The organism is Microcoleus sp. Pol10D4 (assembly GCF_036701555.1).
Taxonomy (GTDB): Bacteria; Cyanobacteriota; Cyanobacteriia; order Cyanobacteriales; family Microcoleaceae; genus Microcoleus.
Genome location: NZ_JAUBRA010000029.1, coordinates 26858 through 52823 on the forward strand (window position 1 = coordinate 26858; position 25966 = coordinate 52823).

Consider the following 25966-nt stretch of genomic DNA (forward strand, 5'->3'; position numbering starts at 1 on the left):
TACTAGAACGACTACCCCCGACATCCCGCCGGAGGTTTAAATCCGTCTCACAGCAAAAGCCGGTTAAAACCGACTAATAATTACTCCTTATTTATTCACAATAATTTAGTATCAGTCCTATGCAAGAGGACTTTCACTTTGAAGCAGGGGTTTTAGCCCCTGCCGGACTCTTGCTTCTGCGTGCAAGATCTAAGTTTCAATCAACAATTCTACTGCTGCTGATCCGCTGGAAAAGCACCCGCTTTCACCGCCACAGTAACAGGTTGTCCGCCGCGGCTCAATTCAAGCTGCAGCTCGCTGCCCACTGTACTTTTCTCGACAATTTGCTGTACGCTGCCAGCATCGCTGACTTCTGCACCATTGATTTTCTTGATCACATCGGCAACGCGAACTCCAGCTTGTGCCGCCGGAGAATTTTTGCCAATTCCCAGAACTAACACGCCTTTATCTTCAGTCAGCCTCAATTTGGGGTTGGGATTTTTATTGAATTCTGCCTTGATTTCGGGAGTAATGCTCAACATCCGAACGCCGAGATAAGGATGTTCGGCTTTTCCTGCTGTTACTAATTGGTTGGCAATTTGTTGTGCTCGATCGATCGGAATCGCAAAACCCAATCCTTGAGCGCCTTGAATAATCGCCGTATTCATACCGATAACTTGACCGCGCTGGTTCAGCAGCGGGCCGCCTGAATTGCCGGGATTGATCGCAGCGTCGGTTTGAATAAAGCTGACGCGCTTGTCGGGAACGCCGACATCGGCGCTAGAACGGCCTGTAGCGCTAATAATTCCCACAGTCACAGTATTGTCCAAACCGAGGGGATTGCCGATCGCGATCGCCCATTCTCCCGGCTGTAACTCTTCAGATTTACCCAAATTCACCACAGGCAAATTGTTAGCTTCAATTTTAACAACAGCCACATCAGTAACTGTATCTACGCCTAAAACTTTGCCGACAAATTCGCGGCCATCCTTCAGTTTTACCGTCACCGTATCCGCGCCATCAACAACGTGAGCGTTAGTCAAAATGCGGCCATCGGAACCAAAAACAAAACCCGAGCCCGATCCCCGTTCTACCCGATTTCCCGGTTGAATGGGAGATTCTGAACCGAAGAAGCGGCGGAATTGCTCGGGTATCTCATCTGGAACTTGGTTCGGCACCGTGCGAGACGAATTGATCCGCACCACTGCCGGGCCGACTTCCTGCACAACTTGAGTCACAAAATTAGAGTCTTGAGAGGGCAGTATATTTGCAGGCAATGCTGAGATTGGCGCTGCATTTGCCGGTTCAGCTTTGATGGCGTTAGAACTTCCAGGAACTTGAGAAGTTAGGGCGTTGCACCCAACAGTTGCGGTGGAGCCGAGCAAAACAAGGGATAAAAAAGCCAGTTTTTTCGGCAACGAAAAACGGCGAGAACGCACAGTTGCAGTAGGCATATTTTTGGTTGACATAGTATTGATTTGGTGGGAGTTAGAGCGAGAGTTATAATTAGGGTTTTGCATTTTTAGCACTTACTGGAATTAAGTTAGAACTAAAGACTCTTTAATTTTAATTCAAGCATTTGTGATATCTGCTTGACTGGTGTGGTTTACCCTACAAGGTGGGGTAGAAACCGGACAGTCGCAGGCAAATTGTTTGTGGATTCCAGCTTTTGAGTGCGATCTAACTGGGTCTGCACTGGCGAATTGCCGCTTGAGTGCGATAATACAAACTACGCTAGCCAGCTCGCATATTCCGCATTTCCCGCGAACTTTTCACAGGATTGATATCCGAAGTCAACAACAATCTTGCACTCAAAAAAACCAGGATTATACGCAAAATCTTCGTTGTGAGCGATCGACGTTAACGTAGAAACGGGATTTTTGACCCCACCTGCATCCAGGAAGGATAGCAGCTAAAGAACCGGAAAGCCTCACCCTAAAGCAGGAAGTAAAAAACCTGTAAAGCCTCAAGCTAAAGTACCAACTAAACCTAAGTCAAAATAGCCTGCAAAAACTCTCTTCAAATCTAAAATTTGAACCTCTGGAATAATTTTATTCCTCCAGAGGTTCAATGGAACTAAGCGAATCGATTTTCCTCGACTTGTTCCTCGAACTTTCCAAAATATCAACAGTATTCTTAATAAAACCAGCCATCGGCACAGCAACTAACAAACCTGCTACTCCCGCTACCTTAACCCCCACCAGCAGCGCTACTAAAATCCACACAGGATTGAGACCGATAAAACCGCCTAATAACCGAGGAGCAACCCCGCTTTCAATTATTTGCTCAATTACTGTAGCGACAGCTAAAACTGTGACGCCGAGCCAAAAATTGTTTAATGTGATCAGCAAACTGACAATGCAAATACTGAAAGGTGCCCCGAAGGGAATCATAGTCATTACACCCACACCCAAACCGAACAGAAGTCCGAAGGGAACTCGCATAATTAAAAAAGCAACAGTGATAGACAGTCCCATCAAACCCGCCAAAGTTGCTTGCCCGACGAAGTAGTTGTGGAAGCTTCGCGCCAGCAACTCTCGCAATTGAAGGCTCAGCTTGGAGGGAAACCATTTAAACAATCCTTCCCATACGCGATCGCCGTGCAAGAGCAAGTAGAATGTCACGACTATTGTGAGGAGGAAATTCAACAGACTGTCTGCAGCACCCAAACCAAATCTGAGAATTTCGCCAGTGAGAGACTGCAATTGAAATGAAAGTCGATCGCTCAATTGGGTTGTCAAACCGCTAACATCAATGCGGAGATTTCGATTTTCCGCCCAATTGTGGAATGCTTCAATCTGTTCTGTTCCAGAAACTATCCAAGTCGGCAGTCGGGTGGCGAGATCAGTGATTTGGTTTAGGAGAATCGGGGCCAGAGTGAGACCTAAAACCACCAATAGCAGTAAAGTCAAAAACAATACCGACAAAACTGCTCGATCGCGCTTCAAGCCGTATCTGTGCAGAAAGCGCACTGGATAATCTAGCAAAAAAGACAGCACTGTAGCCACTACCAAAACTGTAATCAGGGCGCGAAAATATTCAAAGACTAGGAGGGCTAACCAGCAGTTGAGTACCGCTAGGGGAAATACCAGTCCGTAAGTCCACCACTGCGGCAGTTGAGTGAAACGTCTCATCTAAGTTAACCGAGTTAAAATTTGAGATTCAAGGTGTGAGATTGACACTGCTATTCGCCCTTCTCCGTTAACCATCTTATAGTGCATTTATTTACACCCGACTGCTTAAAATTCCCAGTTGCTCGACTAGCAGCGGAAATCGGGTTGCTGGCAGGCAGTGCCTGCCACAACTATGTTATATCGTTTCCGCTGGTATGGATATATTACCTGCGAAAATATTTTATTTTCGGTTGGCACGGCAGCGGTTTACAACTCGCCATTCAACCTTTTTCCCCGTGCCGTTCGAGAGATAATTGAATTAAACGGTCTACTAATTCAGGGAAAGAAATGCCGTCCGCTGCCCACATTTGCGGATACATACTGGTAGCTGTAAAGCCGGGGAAAGTGTTGATTTCGTTAATCAAAACTTCTCCGGTTGATTCAATGTAGAAAAAGTCTACTCGCGCTAAACCTGCCGCGTCTATAGCCAAAAATGCTTGCACTGCCATTTCTTGGATTTGCGAGACGATCGCACCGCTGACTTTTGCCGGGATTGAGCAGTCGGCTTGTCCCTGGGTATATTTAGTTTCGTAGTCGTAGAAATCGCTTTGAAAAGTAATTTCTCCCACCGTTGAAGCTTGGGGATTATCGTTACCCAAAACTGCACATTCTAATTCTCTAGCAACCACACCCGCTTCGACAATTATCCGCCTGTCGTAGCTGGCGGCGCTGTCGAGAGCTGCTTCTAATTCAGCGCGCGATCGAGCTTTAGAAATTCCCACAGACGAACCCAAATTCGCAGGTTTGACAAAGCAAGGATAGCCCAAACTTGCTTCAATTTTGTCGCACAGTTTGGGGAAAACGCAAGGATTAGACCAGATTTCGGAACGGTTGACAGCGACATATTTTACCTGCGGCAAACCAGCCTGAGCAAAAGCCATTTTCATCGCAATTTTATCCATTCCCAGCGCTGAACCTAAAACGCCGGAACCGACAAAAGGAACTTGCAATAATTTCAGCAATCCTTGCACCGTACCGTCTTCACCGTTTGGTCCGTGCAAAACAGGGAACCAAACATCTACAGCATTAAAATTAGGAAACTGTCCAGCGGGAGAGTCGTTTTGTGCTGTTTGTTCCTCTATTTCCAGAGGTTTTCCGGTGGCTAAGACTTGTTGAGGTAATGTTCCCGACAGCCAGCAGCCGTTTTTTTGGATGTAAAAGGGCAGAACTTCGTATTTAGAGGCATTTTCCTCCGCAGCGAGGGCACGTGCGATCGCCCGCGCCGAACTAATTGAGACTTCGTGTTCGCCCGATCGCCCCCCGAACAATAGCCCGATCCGCATCGTTGTCATTTTTCACTACTCCTAGGACTTTTCGACAAATATACACGCAGAGAGCGCAACTAAGGCACATACGAACCGCTTTAAGACTACTTATCTCCTCCCTTCCACTCTTCCTCTGTGTCCTCTGCGCTCTCTGCGGTAAAAAAAATTACATCTTCTTAGAAAAGTTCACAAGTAAGCCGTCCCCTAATCTCATTCCGGTGCTATTTAAAGCATTTCCCCCGTCAAACTAAAAGCGCGAATATCTGTAATTTTAACCCGCACAATTTTACCCGCCAATTCAGCAATATCGCCCTTAAAAAATGTGAGACGATTGCCGCGAGTGCGCCCCATCACCTGAGTTGGATCTTTGAGATTCTGGACTTCCACCAAAACCTCTTCAGTGCGTCCGAAATAGCGCTGCGATCGTTCCATCGCCGTTGTTGTCACTACATGATTGATTCGTTGCAGGCGATCGGCTTTCACCTCCTCAGTCAACTGATTTTCCCACAAAGCCGCCGGCGTCCCAGGGCGAGGGGAATAAGCCGCAGTATTCACCAAATCGAAACCAACGTCTTCGATTAACTTCAAAGTCTTCTCAAACTGCGCTTCCGTCTCACCGGGAAAGCCGACAATCGCATCCGCAGTAATCGAAGCATCCGGCATATAACGGCGAATTGTATCAATAATCCGGCGGTATTTTTCCTGAGTATAACCGCGCGACATCGCCTTCAAAATATCATTATCTCCCGACTGAAAAGGAATGTGAAAATGTTCGCAAACCTGCGGTAATTCAGCACAAGCCTTAATCAATCTTTCTGTAAAATAGCGCGGGTGGCTAGTAGCAAATCTGAGGCGATCGACACCAGGCACATCCTGCACAAAATAAAGCAAATCCGTCAAAGTATGCTGGTTGCTGCCGTCCGGTTTTGTCCCCGGCAAATCGCGTCCGTAAGCATCAATATTTTGCCCCAACAAAGTTACTTCTTTGTAACCTTGACGGCCCAAATCCTCCATTTCCGCGCGAATTGCCTCCGGCATTCGCGACTGTTCAACCCCGCGAACATTCGGGACAACACAATAAGTGCAGCGTTCATTGCAGCCATAAATTACATTCACCCAAGCAGTCACCTTGCTATCGCGGCGCGGCTTAGTAATATCCTCCATAATCTCAACAGCTTCAGTCGCCACGACTTGATTGCCCTCAAAAACTTGTTCGAGTAAATCTTCAAGTCGGTTAGCGTGTTGTGGCCCCATTACTAAGTCTAATTCCGGCACTCTCCGCAGCAGCGCTTCACCTTCCTGCTGCGCGACGCATCCAGCTACAACTAAAGTTAAACCCGGTTCTTGGCGCTTGCGATGAGCTTGCCTTCCGAGGTTAGAATAAACTCTTTGTTCGGCATTATCGCGAATCGTGCAAGTATTGTAGAGAATCAAGCTAGCTTCGTTCGGGTCTTCCGAGAACTCAAAGCCCATATTTTCCAGAATGCCGGCCATCCGTTCCGAGTCGGCTTTATTCATCTGGCATCCGAAAGTAGTGATGTGATAGCGGCGGGGTTTAACGGTCATGGCGAATTGCAGGCAATAAAAAATATAGGTTTTCAACCTTAACCAACTATTATATAACAAGTGTAAACCATTTGTGAATTTTTCTTTTTATTAGTTCATTTAAACAACGGCTTTCACCAATCTCTAGCTTGTGTGAGGCGCAACGATTAACTGTTACATGGGGCTAGAAAGCCGATTTTTTCTACGAGTTTTGGGATTAGTCACGACAAATCTAGCAATAAACCGGGTTTCTGAAATACTCTTGCGCTTATTTATCTATTTATTTTGTCTGTAAAAACTGTAAAATTGTTTTGGCAACACCTTGTGCAGCCAAATAAGGAACTCCATTGCCAACAGTTTTAAACATATTAGTCAACGTCATTTTGGCTGGCAGTGCAAAATCTTTTGGCAGTGACTGAATAGCCAGTGTTTCTGCAACAGAAAGTCGGCGAAGTTTGTAAGGGTGCAAGTGAACTTCGTTATTGCCGTAACAAGCTGTTGGCGAATAACGCCATCGATGCAATCGCTTGAAAGATTTTTTTGAATCATCTCCTTCATCAACGGAAGCAAACCGCTTAAGGCCTGCTTTGGGTTGGAAATAGTGTTTGGCATTGGGATGGTTGAGAACGTCATTTTTTTGGAACCAAAATTCTACCGTTAAATCTTGGGGAATGCCATCAGGACAAGGCACGAAACCATCATCTACAAACGCCGTTCTATCAGGCCAAGGATGAGAAAAAATTTCTGATTTGGGATATAATACCTGACTTTGCCAAGGAAATAAACTTTCGGCTAACATTTGGCTTTTTTCCTCTAGGGAAATGCCCAGATTTCTGACAAGGTTTTTTCTAAATCCAATCAAAATAATTCTATCCCTATCTTGCGGAACACCGTATTCTATCGCATTAATTAAACGTTCGGCAAAAACGTATCCCGACTCATACAACTGATTTTTGAGTTCGTCGTAAAAAGCTTTATGTTTTTTGGTTCTCCACAAACCTTTGACATTTTCAAATAAAAAGAAATCTGGCTGCTGCTGACAAATCAATTCAATGTAGGAAGCTGAAAGTTGACCTTTATCTCCTTCCCCACCTCGGTTTTTGCCACCAATAGAAAAGTCAGGACAAGGCGGCCCCGCGATAAATCCCACAATATCGTGATGCTTGCGGGCATCCTGCATTAATTCCCGCAGCCGAAAAGCTGGTTCTCCCCCTACAAGTCGAGTTACATCTGCTTCCTCTCTTTCGCAATATCCGTATTCTGGTAGTGGCAAATTCATGCACTGCCGAGAATAGCGGTATGCTTGCATGAAAGGTGGGAAAATTTCATTGACATACGCTACATTAAAGCCGATCGACTCAAAGCCCAAATCGAGGAAGCCTGAACCTGAAAAAAATGAGAAAATACAGGGGATGGGGAATTGGGAATTGGGCATGGGGAATTGGGAATTGGGCATGGGGAATTGGGAATTGGGCATGGGGAATTGGGAATTGCTAGAATAGCCGGAGCGGGTTTATGAGATGATTGGTTTGAGGCGATTATTGTTGGTAAAACCGCCGCTACAGCTATTATTAAAACCATTGCCCGCCTCGGAAACGCCAGTAGGGAAACAAAATCCGCATTAGTGTTTGCGATGCCAGATAAATAGCCAGCCACACTAAACTGTAATGCACAGCAAAAACTCCCAAGTCAAAATCTTGTACTGCTATGCCCGGCAAACCGATAACTTTGATTAAAAATAACACAAAAAGTGCTTCCCAAATCCCAGCGAGTAATTGAAACGCGCCGGGCCAATCTCGATCCCAGCGGAACTGTTGGATGTAGATATATAAAGCATCCCAGCCGAGACCAAAAATCGCTACATACCCTAAAATCCAGAAAAAGATTGAGCCTGATTGAGAAGTTATTAAACCTAGAAAAAATGGCAGTGTTGCTAAAACGCCTACAGTTGCAAATAATAATATTCGAGTTTGCCATCGGCCAAATAAGGTGGGAGTCATTCGATTTTAGATTGGGAATTTTAGATTTTAGATTGAATGCGAAACGGTTTTGTTTCTAATCAATCGGGAGATTTATTTAAAATCCACTTCAACCACTGCACAAACGATCGCCAAACGCTCAATTTCCGCACACCAGCAACTCGGTTGGCGGCCAGACTTTCAACCGATCGCAAGGCGGCGTATTGCAAGCCCAAAAAACTGTCTACCGGCGCGTAAGGCCCTCCCAGAGTAATCGCGCCGGCTGCGTATACTCGGCCTTCTGTGTTGCTAGCAGAAGAATTCCGCAATTCGGGCACTTCAAAATCGTTGTTAACACTCAGCCGCCCCAAACCGTTGAGGGGAAGATTGTATTGAACTACCAAATCGTTTAACAGGGGACTGGTTTTTACCTTAGCGTCCAAACCCGTAGCATCAATAATAAAATCAGCTTCTAACTTAATTTGCCCCTTGAGTTCCTTCTCCTGAATGTACGTCACCGTGCGATTTTGACTGTCGCGTTCGACTCGCTCGACTTCGCCGAAGGTAATTTGATACCATCCTTGACTTAAACCTTCTTTGACAATCCGCTGCCAGTCGCTGCGCTGGGCTGTGGTAGTGCCGCCCCAGTCGGTGAGCAACTGTGGCCGCAATTCAGGGGCGGCTTGTTCCAAAAGTACGCGGAGTTCCCCGCCCCAGCAAGCTTTCGGCCAGTTGAAAGGTTGAAATTCGTAGTGATTTTCGACTCTTCGCTCAGCGAGCTTAAATTTGTTACCTTGAGGTTTGGGCGATCGCATCAAATGCAATACTTGAATGTTGCGGTTCCGCTGTCGCGCTTCGTAAATTCGCTGCACCACCCGCGAAGCCACAATTCCCCGGCCTCTAATTAAAACGCTGCCGCCACTGGCCTCCAATTTTTCGTAAACGCCGTCGTGCTTTTCGTAAGCGTTGACAACCGACTCAAAATCCTGGGTTTTTTCGCGGTAAGCTTGCAAATCGGGCAGAAATTGAATGGCGGGATAGCCAGTGGCTAAGTGTACGTATTTGGCGATTAAAAAAGCGTGCTCGCGGTGATCCGCATTCGATCGAGAATAAGCGATCGCGTACCTGCCGTCATCTGTTTTGCGAATTCCCCGCACTCTACCGTAGCGAAACATCTGATTCCACCCAATTCGATCGACTTCCCTGTCAATAGAATCAAACACATTCTCCGCACGAGGCGTATAAGTTTCGGCAAAAGTCGGTTCAGTAAACACCTGCCACATCAACTTCAACGACATCCCCAAATGCCCTTTGAGCAATTCGTGCCAAGCTTCCCGCAAAGCATAGGGAGGCCACCCCCAAATGTTGTCTGGACAAGAGTCAGAATTCGATCGTAGGCGTTCCCGCAGCGGAATTTGAGAATTCAGGCACAGACGCAGATAGCGGGCGTAAGGCTGGTTTTCCATGCCCAAAACCGCAATTCGATCGATTTTCACGCCGCAAATTCTCAGCAAATCCACCCAAATAAAGCTGCCCAAACCACCGCCAACTGCCGCCCAATCAACTTCTGTCACAGGGAGTCCCCTAGATTCGAGCGATCGCATTGACACTTGAGAAGCTTGCAAAAATGCGATCGGCGGAAATTCTCCCCTACTACCTGTTTGAGGAACCTGCAACATTATTTGCTGGCCCAGTGCGGGGTCTGGGCCATTAGTCTGCGGGTTAAAGAAAATGTGAGAATTGACCGACGGCGTTTCAGGGGAATTAACAGCAAAAGAAATGCCGATCGCGTAGGGCCCAACTTGGAGCATATCTCCGTTTGCCAGCACGCAACGGGTTTGGCGAATGCCGTTAACAAAAGTACCGTTGCGGCTACCAGTGTCAGTGAGTAAAATACTGTTACCTTCGGTGCCAATCACTGCGTGAAAGCGAGAAACTTGACTGCTGCTGAGGGCAATTCGAGAAACTCGTTTCCCGTTGATTGTGGCGGGCATAGCTTCAAAAATTCGTCCCAAAGCGATGGGTAAGTCGAGTATCGGGGATCGACAATCCCCCGTAGCTGTATCTGTCCAAGTCAGTCGCAGGCGCAAGGGTTGAGAATTCATGATTATTTTTTAAACATCAGCCATCGGCTTTGAGCTTTCTGCAAAAAAAGATTTGTGAATTTGAAAGTGTTTAGCGGATACCCTGATTTTCCGTTTTTCTTAAATCTTGCACCATTGTCAATTAGCCTTTTATGAACAGGCTTTCCGGCCTGTTCCACAAGAAAATTCACTCTTTGTGGAACGGGCATCTTGCCCGTTCTTGAGAATGGTGCAACATCTCAGTTTTTCCAACTTTCACGGAGACAGCATCACACTCGCCGCCGCCGCCAAAGAAGTACCGCACCACGGACACCCCGCATTCAACTGTGCGTAAGGCGAAATTCGGCTGCATTTGGGACACTGCAAACCATATTTTGAAGGCCCCGTCGGCTGAAAGTTACCAGGTGCGGGAGGCCCTGACAGCAAAACTGTTTGGGGCGCGGCTACCTGCACCTCCGTCACATTCACCACCTCGATTTGCACTTGGCCTAAATGGATGTGACTTCCCGAGTTCAATTTTGCTTCGCCTCGGGCGAGAATTTTTCCGTCTACCAGTGGCGGATTGCTTTCGCGCAAATTCCGCACTGCATACTCCTGCAATTCCTGATTAAAAAATATTTCAACGTGCAGCCCCGATACGCTGGGATGCGAAAATACTATATCGCACTTCGCCGGATCGCGCCCTAGCCTCACGCTTCCCGGATTTTTGCTGGGCTGTCCGTTTTCAATTGTCAGAGTTTGACGAACCCCAGCTTCTGTCCATGCTAAAGTGAGCTGGTTTGTCATGATTGTATAGTGTGCTGCTCAAAAAGATAAAAAAATATTAACTGATTTATTTTGAGGACGGAGTTCCTCATCAAAAAACTTAATTAGAATTATTGACGCGGACTCGATCGCACTTCTAAAAATATTATGTACAGCTATACAAAAAAGCCCTGAATTCGGGGCTTTTAGTGCTCGTATTGGCTTTTTTTGAGAGACTTAATCGCGCTTGTCAGCTTTTCTTTCCCGCAAAATTATTGACCGCAGTGCAGCTTGGTTAAAAAATTGCTGTTCAAGATTGGCCAGCGATTGCTAAAAACTAATTCCTGTGAGGTTTTCACCTTTGCGAAGCTTTGGTGCGCTAGTGACGAATTTTGGAGGTTTGGCGATCGAACTACCTCGGTAACTTCGATCGCCCCACCTCCTCAAACGCTCAATGTCCTAGTGCTATCTCTCACGCTGCAACTGTGCAATCTTTCATTACAGGGCCAGCCTGGAGAGACTTAAGCTTCGCTTTTGCGGCTTTTCCGACCGCCTTCGCGACCAATTTGAGCCATGTGTTCGCGATTTCTGCTGACAGCTTCGCCGCCTTTTTGGCCAGCTTGTCTGGCTTCTTCAGGGGTGAATTCGTGTGCAGTTCCTTTCTCGTGTGCAGCTTTTCCGCCTTTGCTAGCAATTGCGCGCTGTTTTTCTGCATCCATAGAAGCGAATCCGCGTTTGCTTTTCTCAGCCATGACTGTCTCCTTGTTTGTTTCTGATTTTTTAGCTCGATCGCGCCTTCGCCTCCCACTGTCGTGGTTACTTCCAGTCAGTGGTGAGATATCCGACGGTAAATTATGAAACCTTATCAGACGAATCTCAGCTTTTGGTTTAACTCGCAGAATTAATTTTTCATAATTTACAAATGTGAACTAAAAATAGTTCACGCCTGGGCACTGTGGTTAGAGCCACCAATGTTTTAAGCTGGTTACTGTCTTTCAATCATTCTATAAACCCCCCCAACTTTTATACCTCTTTCTCAGGTATAGTCATTCTTTAGTTCGCTGGAAGGATGGAACCGAAAGCTGATTGGCAGTAGACTCAGAGGATTTTTTGACTCGGGCGGGGCCACCTCAAAAATTAAAAGTCCAAAGACGGATGCTTTTTTGGTCTTTTTACTTTTTTTTTGATGCCTTCGGCACTTGCCAGTTGTCCCTATGTTAGTTGGTCTGCCGATCGAGTTGTTTCTGGTAAGCGATATTTTGGGGCGCAGCGCAGGACGTACTCGATCGCACTTATCAAGTTTACCTTATGACCTATCGAAACATAAATCGGCTTTACCCCTGTTTGCGTCCTCAGCGCTGCTCCTACCGTTGATCCCTCCAACAGCAAGGGTTGCCAACTGCCCCGATCGAGTCCGACTTCTGAATGTTCTCCAATAAATCGATTTTTGGCAACTCCGATCGTGGCAATCCCTGTCAAAACGCCCAAATGGCAGGCAAGACCGAACCTGCGCGGATGGGCTAGTCCTTGACCGTCGCACAATATCAAGTCTGGCGTCAAACTGATATTTTCTAAAGCTTCGAGAACTGCCGGCACTTCTCGAAAAGACAGGAAACCCGGAATATAAGGAAAAGTTGTAGGACTGCGAACTACAGCTTGCTGCTGCAACTGCAAGTCTGGAAAGCTCAGAACTGTTACAGCGGCCCGCGATACCTCGTTTGCACTGTCGTAGCCGACATCTACGCCTGCGACGTACCGAACTGTCTCCAGTTGATTTTCGGTAATTACCTCTGACCGAAGCTGTTCTTGAATGGCGATCGCCTCTTCAACTGTCTGCGGCCAAGGGTGTCGCTGCAACATTTTGATTTTTCTTCAACCGTTCTCATCTAAGATTAACTTATTTTCGGGCATTTTTAAACTCGGATTTTTATCGTTTGTCGCTATAAATTCCCAACTTGCCCAAGGAGTCTTTTTTTTTACTCAGGATGGTTGAGCAAGACGGGCCGATGCCAATTCTACATATAAAGTCTGTACGTCGGAGACTGAAATTCTATCTTTCGCTTGTGATTGAACCAACCCCCAAAGGTTTTATCAGCACGTCCCTCCAATTTTCTACTCAAAATTTACAAAAAATACCTGTTTGATGCTGTTTTTTTAGCTTTCTAGAAAGCTTTCTCTTGGCGATCGCTATTTTATCGCTTCTCAAAGAGCGATCGAGCTATCTATTTACTTCTGCTTTATCTAAAACAAACCTCTTTGTCAAGATGATTGAAACATTTATTCATCAATAATTTCAGCTAGGTACAAATGCCATTGTTCATACCAGAGCCTCAATGTAACGGCAATCTAATATCTTTTTGATTTAAAAAGCTTTCCGACCCTCAAAATCCTATGACTTTTATGAAAAAAATAAAGAAATTTATGAGTTGTTGCACCATTAACCGGAAGTTATAATCTTAGATAAGAGCGAATAGACAACTAACATCCAGTAAAACAACCTAGCTGAATTAACCTATGAAAACCGTGCAAAGTGTTAAGTACAACCTAGCTCTCTACATCGTCGGTGGCATCGTCTTCATCATCGCCGCCTTAATTTTAAGACCTTTTGCCCTCGTCGGCCCAGGGGAACGGGGCGTTATGATGCGCTTCGGGAAAGTTCAAGACGCGATTTTAGATGAAGGCATCCACCCGATTTTACCGCTCGTCACCTCTGTAAAAACTCTCAGCGTGCGGGTACAAAAAACTGATTTGAAAGCAGATGCAGCCTCCAAAGATTTGCAAAGCATTACTACAGATTTGGCAGTCAACTGGAATGTTGACCCTGCCAAAGTTAATCAAGTTTTCCAACAAGTGGGAGACGAAGAACAAATTGTTACCAGCATTCTGAGTCCGGCAATTTCGGAAGTTCTCAAAGCAGCAACTTCTAAAAAGACTGCCGAAGAAATAATCACTAAGCGCACGGAACTCAAAACAGAAATCGACAACAGTCTCAAAAAGCGTTTGGAACCTTACGGTGTCATTGTCAGAGATGTTTCTTTAATAAATTTTGGCTTTTCTCCAGAATTTAGCAAAGCCATCGAATCCAAACAAATAGCAGAACAAGAAGCTAAACAAGCAGAATTTACAGTTAAAAAAGCCACCCAAGATGCTCAAGCTGAAATTAACCGTGCTAAAGGTAAAGCTGAAGCTCAACGCTTGCAGCGGCAAACATTAACAGCCGAAATTTTGCAGCAGCAAGCGATTGAAAAATGGAATGGCCAGTTTCCGACAGTAATGGGAGGAGGCGGAACTTTGCCATTAATTAATATTGCGCCGCCGACTTCTCAAGCTGCAACTCCTGCTAAATAAGCTGCTGCAGATCATGATTGCCAGGGCGCGGGGAGAAGGGGAGAGGGGGAGAGAGTCTGAGGGGGAGAAGAATAGAGGGTTTTTCACTGCGGAAGTGAAGATGTGCTTTTTTAAATGCCGAACAGCAAGGGTAGAAAATACAACTAACCACTAAGGTGAAATCTCGCTTAGTTAAATGCGGAGATATAATTTACGTTGCGCGAGTCCTGAAAAACGTTACAGTAAGAAACAACTCGGAAATTGTAAAGGTTTGCTTGAAAGTTCGGCTGATGGGAGATCGGGAGAACCAGTCAATTTCTAATTTAGATGAAGTCGGGGATGTCGGCGATCGCCATACTGCGTCAGACGCACTGTGGCTAAGCGATCGAGCTTTGGCCGCTACTAGCAGTGGCATTGTCATTGCTGACGCCAATGCACCCGATTGTCCTATAATTTATTGCAATCCGGCCTTTGAACGGATGACAGGTTACTGTGCCGATGAAATCTTGGGGCGCAATTGCCGATTTTTGCAAGGCCCGGATACCGATCGCACTACTGTAGCTAAGATCCGCGAGGCCTTGCGCCAAGGTCTAGAACTCCAGACAACAATCAAAAATTACCGCAAAGACGGCAGTCCTTTTTGGAGCAAATTGTCGCTATCTCCCGTGCGAGACGACAACGCTAATTTGACTCACTTTGTAGGGATTCAGTCGGACTTGTCGGAACCAATATGTGAAGTGCAGCAAGCATTGCAGCAAGCTAACGACCAACTGCAAACGATTTTGGAAGCTGTTCCGGGAACAGTATCTTGGATTAGCTCGGATTTGCGCTATTTGGGGGTTAACCAGCACTTAGCCAAACTGCATGGTTTGCGGCCGTCGGCTTTTGTCGGTCAAGATATTGGTTTTTTGGGCGCTAGCTCGGATTTTAACTCTTTTGTGGTGGAGTTTTTTGCCGACGACGCTACGGAAGCGGTTAAAGAACTCAACGTTAAGCTACAAACCGACAGGGGAGAGTCGGAGGGATACTATTTGATTGTGGCTCAAAAGTACGATCAGGGCAAAGCAGCTTGTCTGGTAGGGATTGACATTACCGAGCGCAAGCGGGCAGAAGAAGCTCTGGTGCTGACTCGCAAAGCGGTGGAAAGTTCGAGTGACGCGATCGGCATCAGCGATGCGAACGGCACTCACATCTATCAAAATCAAGCGTTTTCTCAGCTATTTGAATGGGAAACCGCAGAGGAATTTAAACTAGCCGGAGGTATATCGGCAGTTTTTGCTGACCCCGCAGTCGCCAGGGAGGTACTCGACACGATCGCCCAAGGTTATTCTTGGTTTGGTGAAATTACCAACCGTACTAAAAGCGGTGAAACTTTGCAGGTGTTGCTGCGGGCCGATGCTATTAAAGACCGCACAGGGAAAATTGTCGGTCTGATTTACATGAATACCGATATTACCGACCAAAAGCGCACGGAACAAGAGCTGCGGCAAAGCGAGAAGCGCTTTCGATCGTTGATTGAAAATGCTAGAGACATTATTGTGATTCTCGACGAGAAAGGCTTTTGCCGCTATGTATCTCCTTCTCTAGAGCGGATTTTGGGCTACCCGACGGCGGAAGTCCTCGGCAGATCTATATTTGACTTGATTCACCCTGACGAATTGCTGATAGTGGATCAAGTGTTCAAAGGTGTCATGCAAACGCCGAGAGTTAGCCTGGGAATGGCGGAATACCGAGTGCAGCACAAGGACGGTTCCTGGTGCGTGTTGGAAGCGGTGGCGACGAATTTGCTCAACGAACCTTCGGTGCGGGGAATTGTGGTCAACTGTCACGACGTGACTGAGCGCAAGATGGCTGAAGAACAACTGTTGCACGATGCTTTGCACGATGCGCTGACAGAGTTGCCCAACCGTGCTTTGTTGACTGACAGGTTGGGACAAGCTTTTGCCCGCGCCCAACGGCATCCGAGCGAGCAGTTTGCGGTGCTGTTTCTGGATTTGGACAGGTTTAAGGTGATTAATGACAGTCAGGGACACCGCACGGGCGATCGGCTGTTGGTGGCTGTGGCTCGCCGTCTCTTGACTTGTTTGCGGCCCGGCGATACGGTGGCTCGTCTGGGGGGAGATGAGTTTGTGATTTTGCTGGAAGAAATTCACGGTGTTGAGGAGGCGATCGCCCAAGCAAAGGAAATTCTCAAAACGATCGAACGACCGCTTTATTTGGAAGGTAATAAAGTTTTAATTACTGCTAGCATCGGCATTGCTTTAAGTACCAACAAATATCAGTGGCCGGGAGATATTTTGCGCGATGCTGATATTGCGATGTACCGGGCAAAAGCTCTGGGTAAAGCTCGCTACGAAGTTTTTACCAGTGCGATGCACACTCGGGCTGTGGCTTTGATGCACTTGGAACACGATTTGCGGGAGTCGGTTGAAGAACTAAATTTGAAATATTCGATAGTGGATTTCGGATGTGTGGCGGTGGAGGAAAACTCACCGATGAGCGAAATAGAGCGGAAGTTGGATCGTCCGAAATCGCCATTGGCTCCTTATAAATTGGAATGTCCTTTTACTGTTTATTATCAGCCGATCGTTAGTTTAAATAGTGGCTCAGTTATCGGATTTGAGGCGCTGGTGCGCTGGCTGCACCCGGAAAGGGGTTTAGTTTCCCCGATGGAATTTATTGCCATGGCGGAGGAAACAGGGTTAATTACGCCTTTGGGTTTGTGGGTTTTGAACGAAAGCTGTCGCCAAATTATTAAGTGGCAGAGTTTGAATTTACCTGTGGGAAATTCGCCGCTGACTGTAGCAGTAAATCTTTCGGGGAGACAGTTTGCGGAACCGGAATCGATCGAGCAAATTAAACAAGTTTTGCAGGAAACGGGTGTTGACGCTCGGTGTTTGAAGTTGGAGATTACTGAGAGTGTGGTGATGGAAGATGGGGAAGCGGCGGCGGCGATGCTTTCGCAGTTAAGAGACTTGGGTATCGGGCTGTGTATTGATGATTTCGGCACTGGTTATTCGTCTCTGAGTTATTTGCACAAGTTCCCGATTAATATTTTGAAGGTCGATCGCTCTTTTGTCAGTCGCATCGGAGAAAAGGGTGAAAATTTGGAAATCGTGCGGGCGATCGTCATGCTGGCGCGCAGTTTGGGGATGGAGGTAGTAGCAGAAGGGGTCGAAACCGCTGTCCAATTGGCTCAAATGCGGGCGATCGGCTGCGAGTACGGTCAAGGGTACTTTTTCTCTAAACCTCTCGATAGTGAGGCAGCTACAGCCTTGTTGAGGCGATCGCCCAAATGGTGAACTGAACTAAATATTTAACCGGATCAAATTGCTTGATTGTCAATAAGGGCGATCGATCTTTTCTTACTCAATGCCTTGAGTGTTAAAATTAAAATTTAGTATAATAGAAAACTATCGAGATAGGTAAAAATATATGTCTCAATCTGTTGTGCCAGCAGTCGAAGAAAAACAGCTCGATACTTCGCCGACATTAACTTTTGAAGAATACAGAGTTTATCAAAGCAAGGACGATATAAAATATGAATTGTACAAAGGCAAATTAATACCGATGGCAACGGCTAGCGCATTACATACAAGCATCTGCGAATTTTGGGTTTACAAATTGCAGCGTTACCTAGCTGAACATAATCTGGATTTAGTCGTAAAAACTTCTGTGGGAGTCAGAACAGAAGATGCTACATCCCGCATTCCCGATGTAGTTGTTTGCACAGAAAGTTTGTGGCAACAAGTTCTTGCCAGACCCGGTTCTGGCATCTTAGACTTGAGCGAAACACCTTTATTTGTAGTAGAAGTAGTGAGCCAAGATCGGCGAGCTGATTATGTACTTAAACGAACAGAATACGAACAGGCTAACGTGCCGGAATATGTGATTGTTGATCCGACACAAAACAGACAGCGGGTGCGAGTTATGGCATTTCCCGAAGGTGATGACGTTTATACACAGGTAGATTACTTGCCGGGTGAGGAAATAATATCTGTAGTATTTCCCAATATGAGATTATCAGTCAATGAAATTTTAGATCCGCCATTGGTAGAAGGGTTAATTAAGGCAGAACAAGCTCAATTGCAGCAACTACAAACAGTCGAACAACGCGCTGAAAGATTGGCGGCGAGGTTGCGGGAACTGGGCATAGATCCTGATGCTGTGTAGGAAATTGAATGAACTACGTGAAGCGAAGATATCCCGCTCTTAATCGCCCTTGACGTATCTCAATCATCTATAGCCATCCTAAATCATTTGTGAATTTCTTACTCCTTCCCCTTGATAAAGGGAGGGTTGGGGTGGGGTCAAAAATTTACGACTCCTGCAAGGATTGCTATAGCGGCAAGTCGTGGAGTCAAGAATGGCGATCTTTGCCGAACCGAAGCCTATACTCTTAAAATCAAAATTGAGTATAATAGAAAACTATCGAGATAGGTAAAAATATATGTCTCAATCTATTGTGCCAGTAGCAGAAGAAAAACAGCTCGATACTTCGCCGACCTTAACTTTTGAAGAATACCGATTTTATCAAGGAGAATCTGATGTAAAATATGAACTGTACAAAGGCAAATTAATCCCGATGCCAACAGCAACAATTTTACACATCAAAATTTGCGAATATTTAGTTTACCAATTGCAGCGTTACCTAGCTGAACACAATCTCGACTTAGTAGTAAAAACTGGTTTGGGAGTGAGAACAGATGAAGATAAATCTCGGATTCCCGATGTAGTTGTCTGCACTCAAAGTTTTTTGGAACAAGCTGCTGCTAGACCAGGTGCAGGTATCCTCGAATTTGATGAAAAGCCGCTGTTAGTGGTAGAAGTAGTCAGCGAAAATCGCCGCGAAGATTACGTGATTAAACGCGGAGAGTACGAATTAGCGAATGTGCCAGAATATTGCATTGTTGACCCTAAAACTGGCAAGCAAAAAATCCGGCTTTTTGCATTGATTGAAGGTGAAGATGGTTACACGTATACAGATTTCTTGCCGGGTGATGAAATGGAATCTGTAGTATTTCCCAATCTGAGATTATCAGTCAATGAAATTTTAGATCCGCCATTGGTGGAAGGGTTAATTAAGGCCGAACAAGCTCAATTGCAGAAAGCTGAAAGGTTGGCGGCGAGGTTGCGGGAGTTGGGCGTAGATCCTGATGCTGTGTAGGAAATTGGATGAAGTACGTGAAGCGAATTTATCCCGCAGGGAATCGCCCTTGACGTATCTTAATCATCTAGCGGCAAGTCGCGCAGGAAATAAAAGCGATCGCTTTGCCAATTTTCTCCTTTAATTCGCCCCACATAATTTGTCAAAGGAGAGGAAAGCTCAACGAGAATTTCGTGCAAGTCTTTGGGTGATAACGGTCTAAGTGCATTAGACATTGAATAAGCACCACTAACAGCCTCGACACTTGCTCGTTCAAAACCACTCTTTTCCTGATACTTTTTCAAACTATGCAGAACATCTGATCGCACTTTAATTTCTTGTTCAACTTGCTCAATATATTTAGCAACTTCATCATCAGATTGTCCCGGTTTCAAGTATTCTTTAAGTTTAAATAAGTCCACCGAGTTAGGATAGTTGCTTTGAAGTTTAACCAGTTTTTCCAGCGTCTCAGGGTTCATAATTGCCATACCGTGTTTTTTTGCTGCATCCATAAGTTGAGTAGTTGGAACGCCAGGCCCAATAATCAACTTAGTTGCTTTTGCGAGTGTTTCTTTATCTGGGAGGCGTAGCGTTCCTAAATTCAGCAATTGAACTGCTGTATCATTGGGGATTTTTTTCCCGGCTTTGCACTCGCCAACTAAGGGGTAAGGTTTGGAGCATAATAAATCTAAGCCGCCAGCACCACCTTTGTGAGCATAATCTATTGTAAACCCCAAAAACTCAAGGCTATCGCGCACTACAATTTCAAAGTCTGTTCCTGCTTGATAGTTGCTTTTGTTTGTATCTAGTTCTTTGGTGCGATTTCCCAAAGCTGCTATGGTATTTATCCAAGCTAAATCCGGTTTGATTGGTTTTACAGGCTTATCGCTACTCCAACCTAGAAACATTTTGATTTCTGCGTCGAGTTGTTTGGCTTTTGGGTTGGTGGTGGATAAATGCACTAATGCACTTTGCAACTCTTCCAATTCAGGATGTTCTGGTGGCTCTAGTTTTTCCAGCTTTTGACGGCGTTTAGCAAAGATAGACTCGCTCAACACTGGCGTTGAATCAGTAACATTTAGGGGTTTTAGCAAAGATACAAAATTGCCGCTGGGATGCACTGGCATTTCCAGCGGCTGAGGTAGCAGATAAACCCGAAGATGAGCTAGAAAAATATAACGTCGTTGCAGGATAGTTTGCTGTAATGCCTCTGTTGTCCAGACTGTTAACTGCGACACAGCCTCTAATGATTCTGGATCGTTTAGTATTTGACACCATTCGCATTTAGCCCAAGCTTTTATCAAAACCTTCTCAGAACTTAACTGAGAAAATGAGTTTTTAGCAATTGGTAAAAAGCTCGATCGGTAATATTGCTCATGGGGTAGCAAATTAATCGAAATATTGGCTGGATATAGGGCAAATGACCTACCAGGCTCGATGAAAATTCGAGGCATGGCTGCAATCACTCGCCCTTCGATTAAGGCTTCCACATCTGGGGCAGGTAACTGCAAAGCCGTATCAACAAAAACAGAATAACTCATCCACTTATTGACCTAATAATTTATCAAGTGCTTCGTCGAGGTTGTTAATTTCCGTTGTATCAGGCAGGAAGGTATTTTCAGCCATACTTTCTTCATCCAGTTCAGCCATCTCACATCCATCCAGTTCAGCCATCTCACATTTCTCAAGCAACTCATCAGGAATCTGACCCCAATGAGCACTAAGCAACCCATCAGGAATCTGACCCGACGGAGCGCTAAGAATTTCATTAATTAAATAATTTTCTTGGGTAAGATTTTTATGAACAATAAACTGCTGTATTTGCTCTTCTGTTACCTCGTAATCTTCGCGAGCCTTGTTGACAAAATAAATGGCTAATAAAGGCTTGATATCTTCACTTGTGAGTTTGACAAATTCTCCACCTAGTTCTGGAGAAAGAAGTTGGTCTAAACACTGTTTGCCTACAGTATTCGACTTAACATCTGTAGAACGAACTAAACAACCACGAGTCATATCAAACTTTTGATACTGAATTAACCGCTTTAATGCCGCGGTCACAAATTTTGCTCGCGATTCTTGAACTACTGCTACTACTATCTTGACAGACCGTCCATTTTCTTTACCTCGAATTCTAAAGTGGAGATAACCTCTGTCTGCCGCTCTAGTTTTTACTTTTTCAATCTCCTCAACTTGCACTTCTTCCAAAATCTCGCCTTTTACTGAAAGGAAGCCAAAATATAGAGCCTCGGCTAAAATATCGCTATCGTCAAAATATTTCTCTATTGTTGTCTTAAGTGCATTTAGTTCCTTGTTAAATGCAAGTTCAACTTGATGGAGTGGATCTGCTGCTGTTGGCGGTGGAGGCTCACCAGGCACTTTCCAATTCTTAGCACACTCCTCTAAAACCTTTCTGACAATTAACTTTTCTTTGCCCAGTTCTCTCAGTTCAGCTTCATCAAAAGGATAAACGGAATAAGGTGGAATTAAACTTTTACTGTCATAAAATTCTTGGAGCCATTGAGAAACTAGAGTCACTACATCATCAGCATTGAGATACTTTAAATCAAAAATCTTTTCACCCATTCTAGCTGTGACTGACTCTGCCTGCGGTAAGGCTCTAATGTTAAACCAAGTTTCATCAAACATAGCTGTCATTAAGACACCTCGTTTTATTTTACCGTACAGGTCTTTTACTAAGAGTGCGACGACCTGCGCCCTGTTGAAACCAGCTTCATTCCGATCTACACTCTCTAACTCATCAAAGCCAATTACTAGAGTTCTGTAATCACCGATTAAGTCTAAAATTTGGCAAACAGTCTGCAATGCTTCGCCTTCTTTATCCTCTTCTGTAGAATTTGGTAAACCCATTGCATCAGCTTGTCCCTGTGCCAAGGCTTTTCCAGAAAGCCAGTTGGTTGCAAAGCTCACTTTATCTGAAGAAAGTGTCCACAGAATAGCCTGGATCAAATAAGGATTTTCGATGTTTGACTTGACTTGAAGCACTTTTTCAGTTAAGCGCTCGACTAATTTAGGATTTTTAGCTAATGCCCCCGAAAATTGCTTGACTAAATTTTGAGGTATGTGATTTTTTCCTAATGCCTCATTTATCAAAGCAGTTGCTAATTCTTGCCACTGCATTACGCCTTCGTTACCAATCTGTTTCAGGCTTAAAGACAAAGTGTTTAGAAAGTTAGCGTTGACTCGGTTTAAGTTTCCATAGTCTACGTCGCTCATATAAACAAAGAAAGAACCACCTTCATCTAGAAGGCGGGTGCGAATCCGACTCATTAAGTGGCTTTTTCCTAGACCTTTTTCAGCTCTGATCGTGATACCACTAACTGTGCGATACCCGGCACGAATTTGCTCGATTGCTTGAAAAACACCATCAGAGGCATGAGCATTGATAGAAGGAACATCAGGAAAACTTGGCTTCCAAATATCATTGCTCCTGACTATTAACGATCTGTCAAAAGGGTTGTGACTTGCAATAGCTTGATCGAGATATGCGATTGAGGAGTGAAAGTCATTCATCGTTTTGTGTGAGTGTGAAGATAAAGGAGCGAATGCACTACTAACTCAAGTTAATTAGGTTAAACGCTTGACATAGCAGCGCAAACCGTTCACTTTTGTGGTGATAGAATCTTCGATTTTGTCGGGGGCACTGTCTTCTACACTGCCACCTATAAGTTGGAGAATATCTTGAGCCTGCATTTCCAACAGCCACTCATTGAACTCCGATCGCCCTACCCTTTCGCCGATCGCCCGTCGCATCCGATAAATCGGCACTAAATCGTCTAAGTTATAATCCCGGTTCAAGCTGTCATACACATCGAGCGCCACAGCCTTAAAATCGTCATAGGATGCGATCGCCCCTACATCCCCCTTCCCTTTCTCAACCCGAACACTTGCCGCACCATCCTGATGCCGAATCCACTTCAACAAAGAATTTCCCAGCCGAGTACCAATTTGAGAACCATCAAACTCAAACAGAGAATCCTTACTTTTCAAGCCATCCGCTAAAACTTCTTTCCCCTTCGCCGTCAATTCCACCAGCGTCACCCGATTTACCAGCGAATACTCGATCGCCCCAGTCGCCTGCAACTCGCCGAGCACTTCCAGATATCTCTGACTCGTCTCATTAGTGCGAACAATCCGCTTAGTCAACTCCCCCTTTTTCACCTTCATCTTCCCGCCGCTCAAATCCCACAAATTCAGCAGTACCCGAACTTTAGCCTTCGCATCCCACACCGCTTGCTCTTCCGGTGTCAAAGGTTTAGGCACCGCAATTTCATCTTTCTCAGACATATCTATACCTTTAAATACTTGTTTTTACTTTTAAATTTTACCAGAAACCTTGCTGGCAAACATTTAAACTTTTCCGCAAAAATCTGCGCGAGGCTACGTACAACTTATGCAAATTTTATTTAAAAATAATAGGCATTGACTAAAATCTGATTATTTGATAAAATATCGGATCGAATGAGCGATCGCACCTCCAATTCTCCGCCACAAATGCGATCGAAAACATTTTAAGCACAGCCCGCTACCTCCTAGCAACCTCAACAAATGTAGCGATCCCAACCGCAGCTAACAACCCACAAACCAGCTTAACTGCGACTTTAGTTCAATGCCGGATTCAGTCTTTAGAAAGACGAATTCAACCTAAACATCTTGTTACATTGCAATGGCAATCAAAACATTGAACAACATTTTTCCCATGAAAACTATTCCCGACCAAATTTCCAACATCAAAGAAAAACTTCCCGACATTACTCCCACCCCTCCCGGTTTAAAAGCTCAAGCATCTAGCCACGACCTCAAAGCCCGTTTAGATTGGGGCGAACCCGGACTCACAATCATCGACGCCCGTGATTTTGAAAGCTTCACCAAAAGCCACATTACCGGCGCCGTAATGATGCCAATGGACGAATTAGTCGATCGCGCGCAATCGAGTTTAGAACCCATCCGCGATATCTACATCTACGGCGAAAACGACCAACAAACCGCCGAAGCCGCCAATCTTCTCCGCGCAGCAGGCTTTAGAAAAGTAGCCGAACTCAAAGGCGGAATTCCTGCTTGGAAAGCCATTGATGGCCCCATAGACGGTGCTCAGGAACACAATACTCCCGGCCCCGACGCCTATAACGTTTTTTCTCGCTTGCAACACCACGCCGAAGCTCAGAAAATCAACAAATAATCACACCGAATACCTAGATACCCGACTTATTGAAGAAGTTGGGTATCTAACCAAATAATTCGTTTGTAGTAAGGAATCGAACTCTCTCTTAAAGCTTGCAGTCACTAAGCACTAAAGTCCTTACTACAAACTTAATTGCGATCGTATAACCGGACTAGATATTAACATTCGCGGACGCAAAAAGTGCTTTAACAGGCCACCTATAGCGTAAAGTGAACAATGAACATCCTACATAAACAAGTGTGTGTATCCAAGACTCATTAACACTCTTTCCTCGCGTCCAAAAATGCTTTGACTTCCCTTAAAACTTGCCGATTCCCATCAAAAGTAATCAGCTTAACTGCATCCTCAAATGAACTCCAGGCCGAATTTTGAACTTCCTCTACTTGCAACTGAACTTCCATTGAATTTACAAAAGCCAAAAAGTAAGTAACAGTCTTTTCAATTGATTCTCCTTCCTTTGCAGAGGAATAATGTTCCACAGAACTAGGCTTCCCTTCCTTAACAAAGGAATAACGTTCCACAAAACTAGGCTCCTCAAGCACTTCACAATCGCGGATGCCAGTTTCCTCCTCAAACTCTCGCTTCGCCGTTTCTAGCGCAGATTCTCCCTGATTCGCGTGACCTTTGGGAAACGCCCAATGTCCGGCTTGATGTTGAATTAACAAAAACAAACTATCAGTTTCAGTCGCAAAAACTGGTACAATGCCAAAAGCTTCATCTTTCATCTTTTTACTGACACGATTTTACATATCAAAACTAATATTACCACCCCAACCGAGTCGGCTGTTCATAAACCCGCTTCAAAGTATTAACATCCCTAGCCGAAATAGGCGGAGGATTTCTCACTTGAGAAAAATAAAGCACATCAGTTTCCATCAAACTGTGGCCCCAAATTCCCAAAGCGTGACCCAACTCGTGCCGCGCCGTCGCCGGAATATACTTACCCACTTGATTCGGATTCAAATAAACCGAAAACCGATGAGATAACACTGTTTTATCCCCATCCCGACGGGCATACAATTCATAGGTAGCCTCTCCAGAACGCGATCGCAAAACCCCTTGACGCAAAGGCGGAGCCCGACGTAAGATCCTAATATCAGCCACCTCCGAACTATCCACCACTTCCAAAGGCAAATAAACCCCCCATTCCCGGACAACATCCAACACAGCCGCCACCCATTCTTCAGACCTATTAGCATCAACTGGACGCTCAACATAAACCTGAATCGGAAACTTAGACCATAGCAAATGACCGAAATTCGGTGGCTTAACCTGGTCAAAATAATCACCGCTATCCGTGGAATCTTGCCAATTCGCTAGCATTGGTGGCAAAGGGTGAACCTGTGGATGCGGCAAACTATTCGGGAGAGGAGAAAGACTCGCCGCCGGAGTATTAACCTGAGTAAAAATTATCAGGCTAAAACAACATAAAGCCAATCCCAAACCAGCCAGCAATCGAGATTTTACCGTAACTTTCCACAACCGCATTTTGCAACCGCAGATAGACACAAATAAACGCAGATGAACTTGAGATTATCTGCGTCT

The 25966-nt window shown here is 45.2% G+C and carries 21 protein-coding genes; 6 read left to right on the top strand and 15 right to left on the bottom strand.

The features are described 5' to 3' along the window. Window positions 1-209: 209 nt before the first annotated feature. The 8 genes from QUA36_RS16050 to QUA36_RS16085 all read right to left on the bottom strand — a co-directional run bounded on the left by QUA36_RS16050 (window position 210) and on the right by QUA36_RS16085 (window position 10790). The gene (locus QUA36_RS16050) at window positions 210-1448 is read right to left on the bottom strand and encodes an HhoA/HhoB/HtrA family serine endopeptidase (RefSeq protein WP_333458362.1); all 1239 of its coding nucleotides are present in this window, start codon (window positions 1446-1448) and stop codon (window positions 210-212) included. Window positions 1449-2030: 582 nt separating this feature from the next. Beyond that, the gene (locus QUA36_RS16055) at window positions 2031-3113 is read right to left on the bottom strand and encodes an AI-2E family transporter (RefSeq protein WP_333163409.1); all 1083 of its coding nucleotides are present in this window, start codon (window positions 3111-3113) and stop codon (window positions 2031-2033) included. 260 nt (window positions 3114-3373) lie between these two features. Beyond that, entirely contained in the window at window positions 3374-4444 is a 1071-nt protein-coding gene (locus QUA36_RS16060) for a D-alanine--D-alanine ligase family protein (protein WP_333458363.1), read from the bottom strand. 198 nt (window positions 4445-4642) lie between these two features. Further along, on the bottom strand, window positions 4643-5983 hold the full coding sequence (gene miaB / locus QUA36_RS16065) for a tRNA (N6-isopentenyl adenosine(37)-C2)-methylthiotransferase MiaB (RefSeq protein WP_333163413.1): 1341 nt from the start codon (window positions 5981-5983) through the stop codon (window positions 4643-4645). A 259-nt stretch (window positions 5984-6242) separates the two neighbouring features. Next, on the bottom strand, window positions 6243-7439 hold the full coding sequence (locus QUA36_RS16070) for a DNA cytosine methyltransferase (RefSeq protein WP_333458364.1): 1197 nt from the start codon (window positions 7437-7439) through the stop codon (window positions 6243-6245). A gap of 94 nt (window positions 7440-7533) precedes the next feature. Beyond that, window positions 7534-7962, bottom strand: a complete 429-nt coding sequence (locus QUA36_RS16075; RefSeq protein ID WP_333458365.1) for a hypothetical protein — start codon at window positions 7960-7962, stop codon at window positions 7534-7536. Between the two features lie 59 nt (window positions 7963-8021). Further along, the gene (locus QUA36_RS16080; protein WP_333458366.1) at window positions 8022-10025 is read right to left on the bottom strand and encodes an FHA domain-containing protein; all 2004 of its coding nucleotides are present in this window, start codon (window positions 10023-10025) and stop codon (window positions 8022-8024) included. Window positions 10026-10259: 234 nt separating this feature from the next. Continuing rightward, the gene (locus QUA36_RS16085) at window positions 10260-10790 is read right to left on the bottom strand and encodes an FHA domain-containing protein (RefSeq protein WP_333458367.1); all 531 of its coding nucleotides are present in this window, start codon (window positions 10788-10790) and stop codon (window positions 10260-10262) included. A gap of 261 nt (window positions 10791-11051) precedes the next feature. Here QUA36_RS16085 and QUA36_RS16090 point away from each other — a divergent pair, with 261 nt between their 5' ends. Further along, the gene (locus QUA36_RS16090) at window positions 11052-11273 is read left to right on the top strand and encodes a hypothetical protein (RefSeq protein WP_333458368.1); all 222 of its coding nucleotides are present in this window, start codon (window positions 11052-11054) and stop codon (window positions 11271-11273) included. On the opposite strand, the gene QUA36_RS16095 is transcribed toward QUA36_RS16090, so the two are convergent. After that, window positions 11270-11500, bottom strand: coding sequence for a KGG domain-containing protein (locus tag QUA36_RS16095; RefSeq protein WP_006631632.1), 231 nt, complete (start codon window positions 11498-11500; stop codon window positions 11270-11272). The two genes, QUA36_RS16090 and QUA36_RS16095, sit on opposite strands and share 4 nt — an antisense overlap. Window positions 11501-11960: 460 nt before the next feature. After that, window positions 11961-12608: a deoxyribonuclease V gene (gene nfi, locus QUA36_RS16100; protein ID WP_333458369.1), complete on the bottom strand. Its 648-nt coding sequence runs from the start codon at window positions 12606-12608 to the stop codon at window positions 11961-11963. A 654-nt stretch (window positions 12609-13262) separates the two neighbouring features. Here nfi and QUA36_RS16105 point away from each other — a divergent pair. The 4 genes from QUA36_RS16105 (at window position 13263) to QUA36_RS16120 (ending at window position 19242) form a co-directional block, all read left to right on the top strand. Next, on the top strand, window positions 13263-14096 hold the full coding sequence (locus QUA36_RS16105; RefSeq protein WP_333369420.1) for a prohibitin family protein: 834 nt from the start codon (window positions 13263-13265) through the stop codon (window positions 14094-14096). Window positions 14097-14251: 155 nt separating this feature from the next. After that, window positions 14252-17377 carry an EAL domain-containing protein gene (locus QUA36_RS16110; protein WP_445301438.1) on the top strand — a complete coding sequence of 1042 codons (3126 nt, stop codon included), beginning with the start codon at window positions 14252-14254 and terminating at the stop codon, window positions 17375-17377. A 133-nt stretch (window positions 17378-17510) separates the two neighbouring features. After that, the gene (locus QUA36_RS16115; protein ID WP_333458370.1) at window positions 17511-18248 is read left to right on the top strand and encodes a Uma2 family endonuclease; all 738 of its coding nucleotides are present in this window, start codon (window positions 17511-17513) and stop codon (window positions 18246-18248) included. A 277-nt stretch (window positions 18249-18525) separates the two neighbouring features. Next, a complete protein-coding gene (locus QUA36_RS16120; protein ID WP_333458371.1) occupies window positions 18526-19242 on the top strand; it encodes a Uma2 family endonuclease in 717 nt (238 codons plus the stop codon). Window positions 19243-19301: 59 nt separating this feature from the next. Here QUA36_RS16120 and QUA36_RS16125 read toward each other — a convergent pair whose 3' ends face one another. The 3 genes from QUA36_RS16125 to QUA36_RS16135 are packed head-to-tail and all read right to left on the bottom strand — an operon-like array spanning window position 19302 to window position 23526. Further along, window positions 19302-20762: a DUF1802 family protein gene (locus tag QUA36_RS16125; RefSeq protein WP_333458372.1), complete on the bottom strand. Its 1461-nt coding sequence runs from the start codon at window positions 20760-20762 to the stop codon at window positions 19302-19304. Between the two features lie 4 nt (window positions 20763-20766). After that, the gene (locus QUA36_RS16130) at window positions 20767-22752 is read right to left on the bottom strand and encodes a hypothetical protein (protein WP_333458373.1); all 1986 of its coding nucleotides are present in this window, start codon (window positions 22750-22752) and stop codon (window positions 20767-20769) included. Window positions 22753-22806: 54 nt separating this feature from the next. Next, window positions 22807-23526, bottom strand: a complete 720-nt coding sequence (locus QUA36_RS16135) for a hypothetical protein (protein WP_333458374.1) — start codon at window positions 23524-23526, stop codon at window positions 22807-22809. A 379-nt stretch (window positions 23527-23905) separates the two neighbouring features. Between QUA36_RS16135 and QUA36_RS16140 the strand changes: the two genes are divergently transcribed. Beyond that, entirely contained in the window at window positions 23906-24418 is a 513-nt protein-coding gene (locus QUA36_RS16140) for a rhodanese-like domain-containing protein (protein ID WP_333458375.1), read from the top strand. A gap of 260 nt (window positions 24419-24678) precedes the next feature. Here QUA36_RS16140 and QUA36_RS16145 read toward each other — a convergent pair whose 3' ends face one another. Then, the gene (locus tag QUA36_RS16145; protein WP_333285205.1) at window positions 24679-25146 is read right to left on the bottom strand and encodes an NUDIX domain-containing protein; all 468 of its coding nucleotides are present in this window, start codon (window positions 25144-25146) and stop codon (window positions 24679-24681) included. Window positions 25147-25183: 37 nt separating this feature from the next. After that, a complete protein-coding gene (locus tag QUA36_RS16150) occupies window positions 25184-25909 on the bottom strand; it encodes a peptidase (protein WP_333458376.1) in 726 nt (241 codons plus the stop codon). Window positions 25910-25966 lie beyond the last annotated feature (57 nt).

Coding starts and splice junctions, on each gene's coding strand:
- QUA36_RS16105 (WP_333369420.1), top strand. CDS start 13,263: ATGAAAACCGTGCAAAGTGTTAAGTACAACCTAGCTCTCTACATCGTC.
- QUA36_RS16050 (WP_333458362.1), bottom strand. CDS start 1,448: ATGTCAACCAAAAATATGCCTACTGCAACTGTGCGTTCTCGCCGTTTT.
- QUA36_RS16070 (WP_333458364.1), bottom strand. CDS start 7,439: ATGCCCAATTCCCAATTCCCCATGCCCAATTCCCAATTCCCCATGCCC.
- QUA36_RS16095 (WP_006631632.1), bottom strand. CDS start 11,500: ATGGCTGAGAAAAGCAAACGCGGATTCGCTTCTATGGATGCAGAAAAA.
- QUA36_RS16075 (WP_333458365.1), bottom strand. CDS start 7,962: ATGACTCCCACCTTATTTGGCCGATGGCAAACTCGAATATTATTATTT.
- QUA36_RS16150 (WP_333458376.1), bottom strand. CDS start 25,909: ATGCGGTTGTGGAAAGTTACGGTAAAATCTCGATTGCTGGCTGGTTTG.
- QUA36_RS16085 (WP_333458367.1), bottom strand. CDS start 10,790: ATGACAAACCAGCTCACTTTAGCATGGACAGAAGCTGGGGTTCGTCAA.
- QUA36_RS16120 (WP_333458371.1), top strand. CDS start 18,526: ATGTCTCAATCTATTGTGCCAGTAGCAGAAGAAAAACAGCTCGATACT.
- nfi (WP_333458369.1), bottom strand. CDS start 12,608: ATGTTGCAGCGACACCCTTGGCCGCAGACAGTTGAAGAGGCGATCGCC.
- QUA36_RS16135 (WP_333458374.1), bottom strand. CDS start 23,526: ATGTCTGAGAAAGATGAAATTGCGGTGCCTAAACCTTTGACACCGGAA.
- QUA36_RS16055 (WP_333163409.1), bottom strand. CDS start 3,113: ATGAGACGTTTCACTCAACTGCCGCAGTGGTGGACTTACGGACTGGTA.
- QUA36_RS16145 (WP_333285205.1), bottom strand. CDS start 25,146: ATGAAAGATGAAGCTTTTGGCATTGTACCAGTTTTTGCGACTGAAACT.
- QUA36_RS16140 (WP_333458375.1), top strand. CDS start 23,906: ATGGCAATCAAAACATTGAACAACATTTTTCCCATGAAAACTATTCCC.
- QUA36_RS16080 (WP_333458366.1), bottom strand. CDS start 10,025: ATGAATTCTCAACCCTTGCGCCTGCGACTGACTTGGACAGATACAGCT.
- QUA36_RS16115 (WP_333458370.1), top strand. CDS start 17,511: ATGTCTCAATCTGTTGTGCCAGCAGTCGAAGAAAAACAGCTCGATACT.
- QUA36_RS16130 (WP_333458373.1), bottom strand. CDS start 22,752: ATGAATGACTTTCACTCCTCAATCGCATATCTCGATCAAGCTATTGCA.
- miaB (WP_333163413.1), bottom strand. CDS start 5,983: ATGACCGTTAAACCCCGCCGCTATCACATCACTACTTTCGGATGCCAG.
- QUA36_RS16125 (WP_333458372.1), bottom strand. CDS start 20,762: ATGAGTTATTCTGTTTTTGTTGATACGGCTTTGCAGTTACCTGCCCCA.
- QUA36_RS16060 (WP_333458363.1), bottom strand. CDS start 4,444: ATGACAACGATGCGGATCGGGCTATTGTTCGGGGGGCGATCGGGCGAA.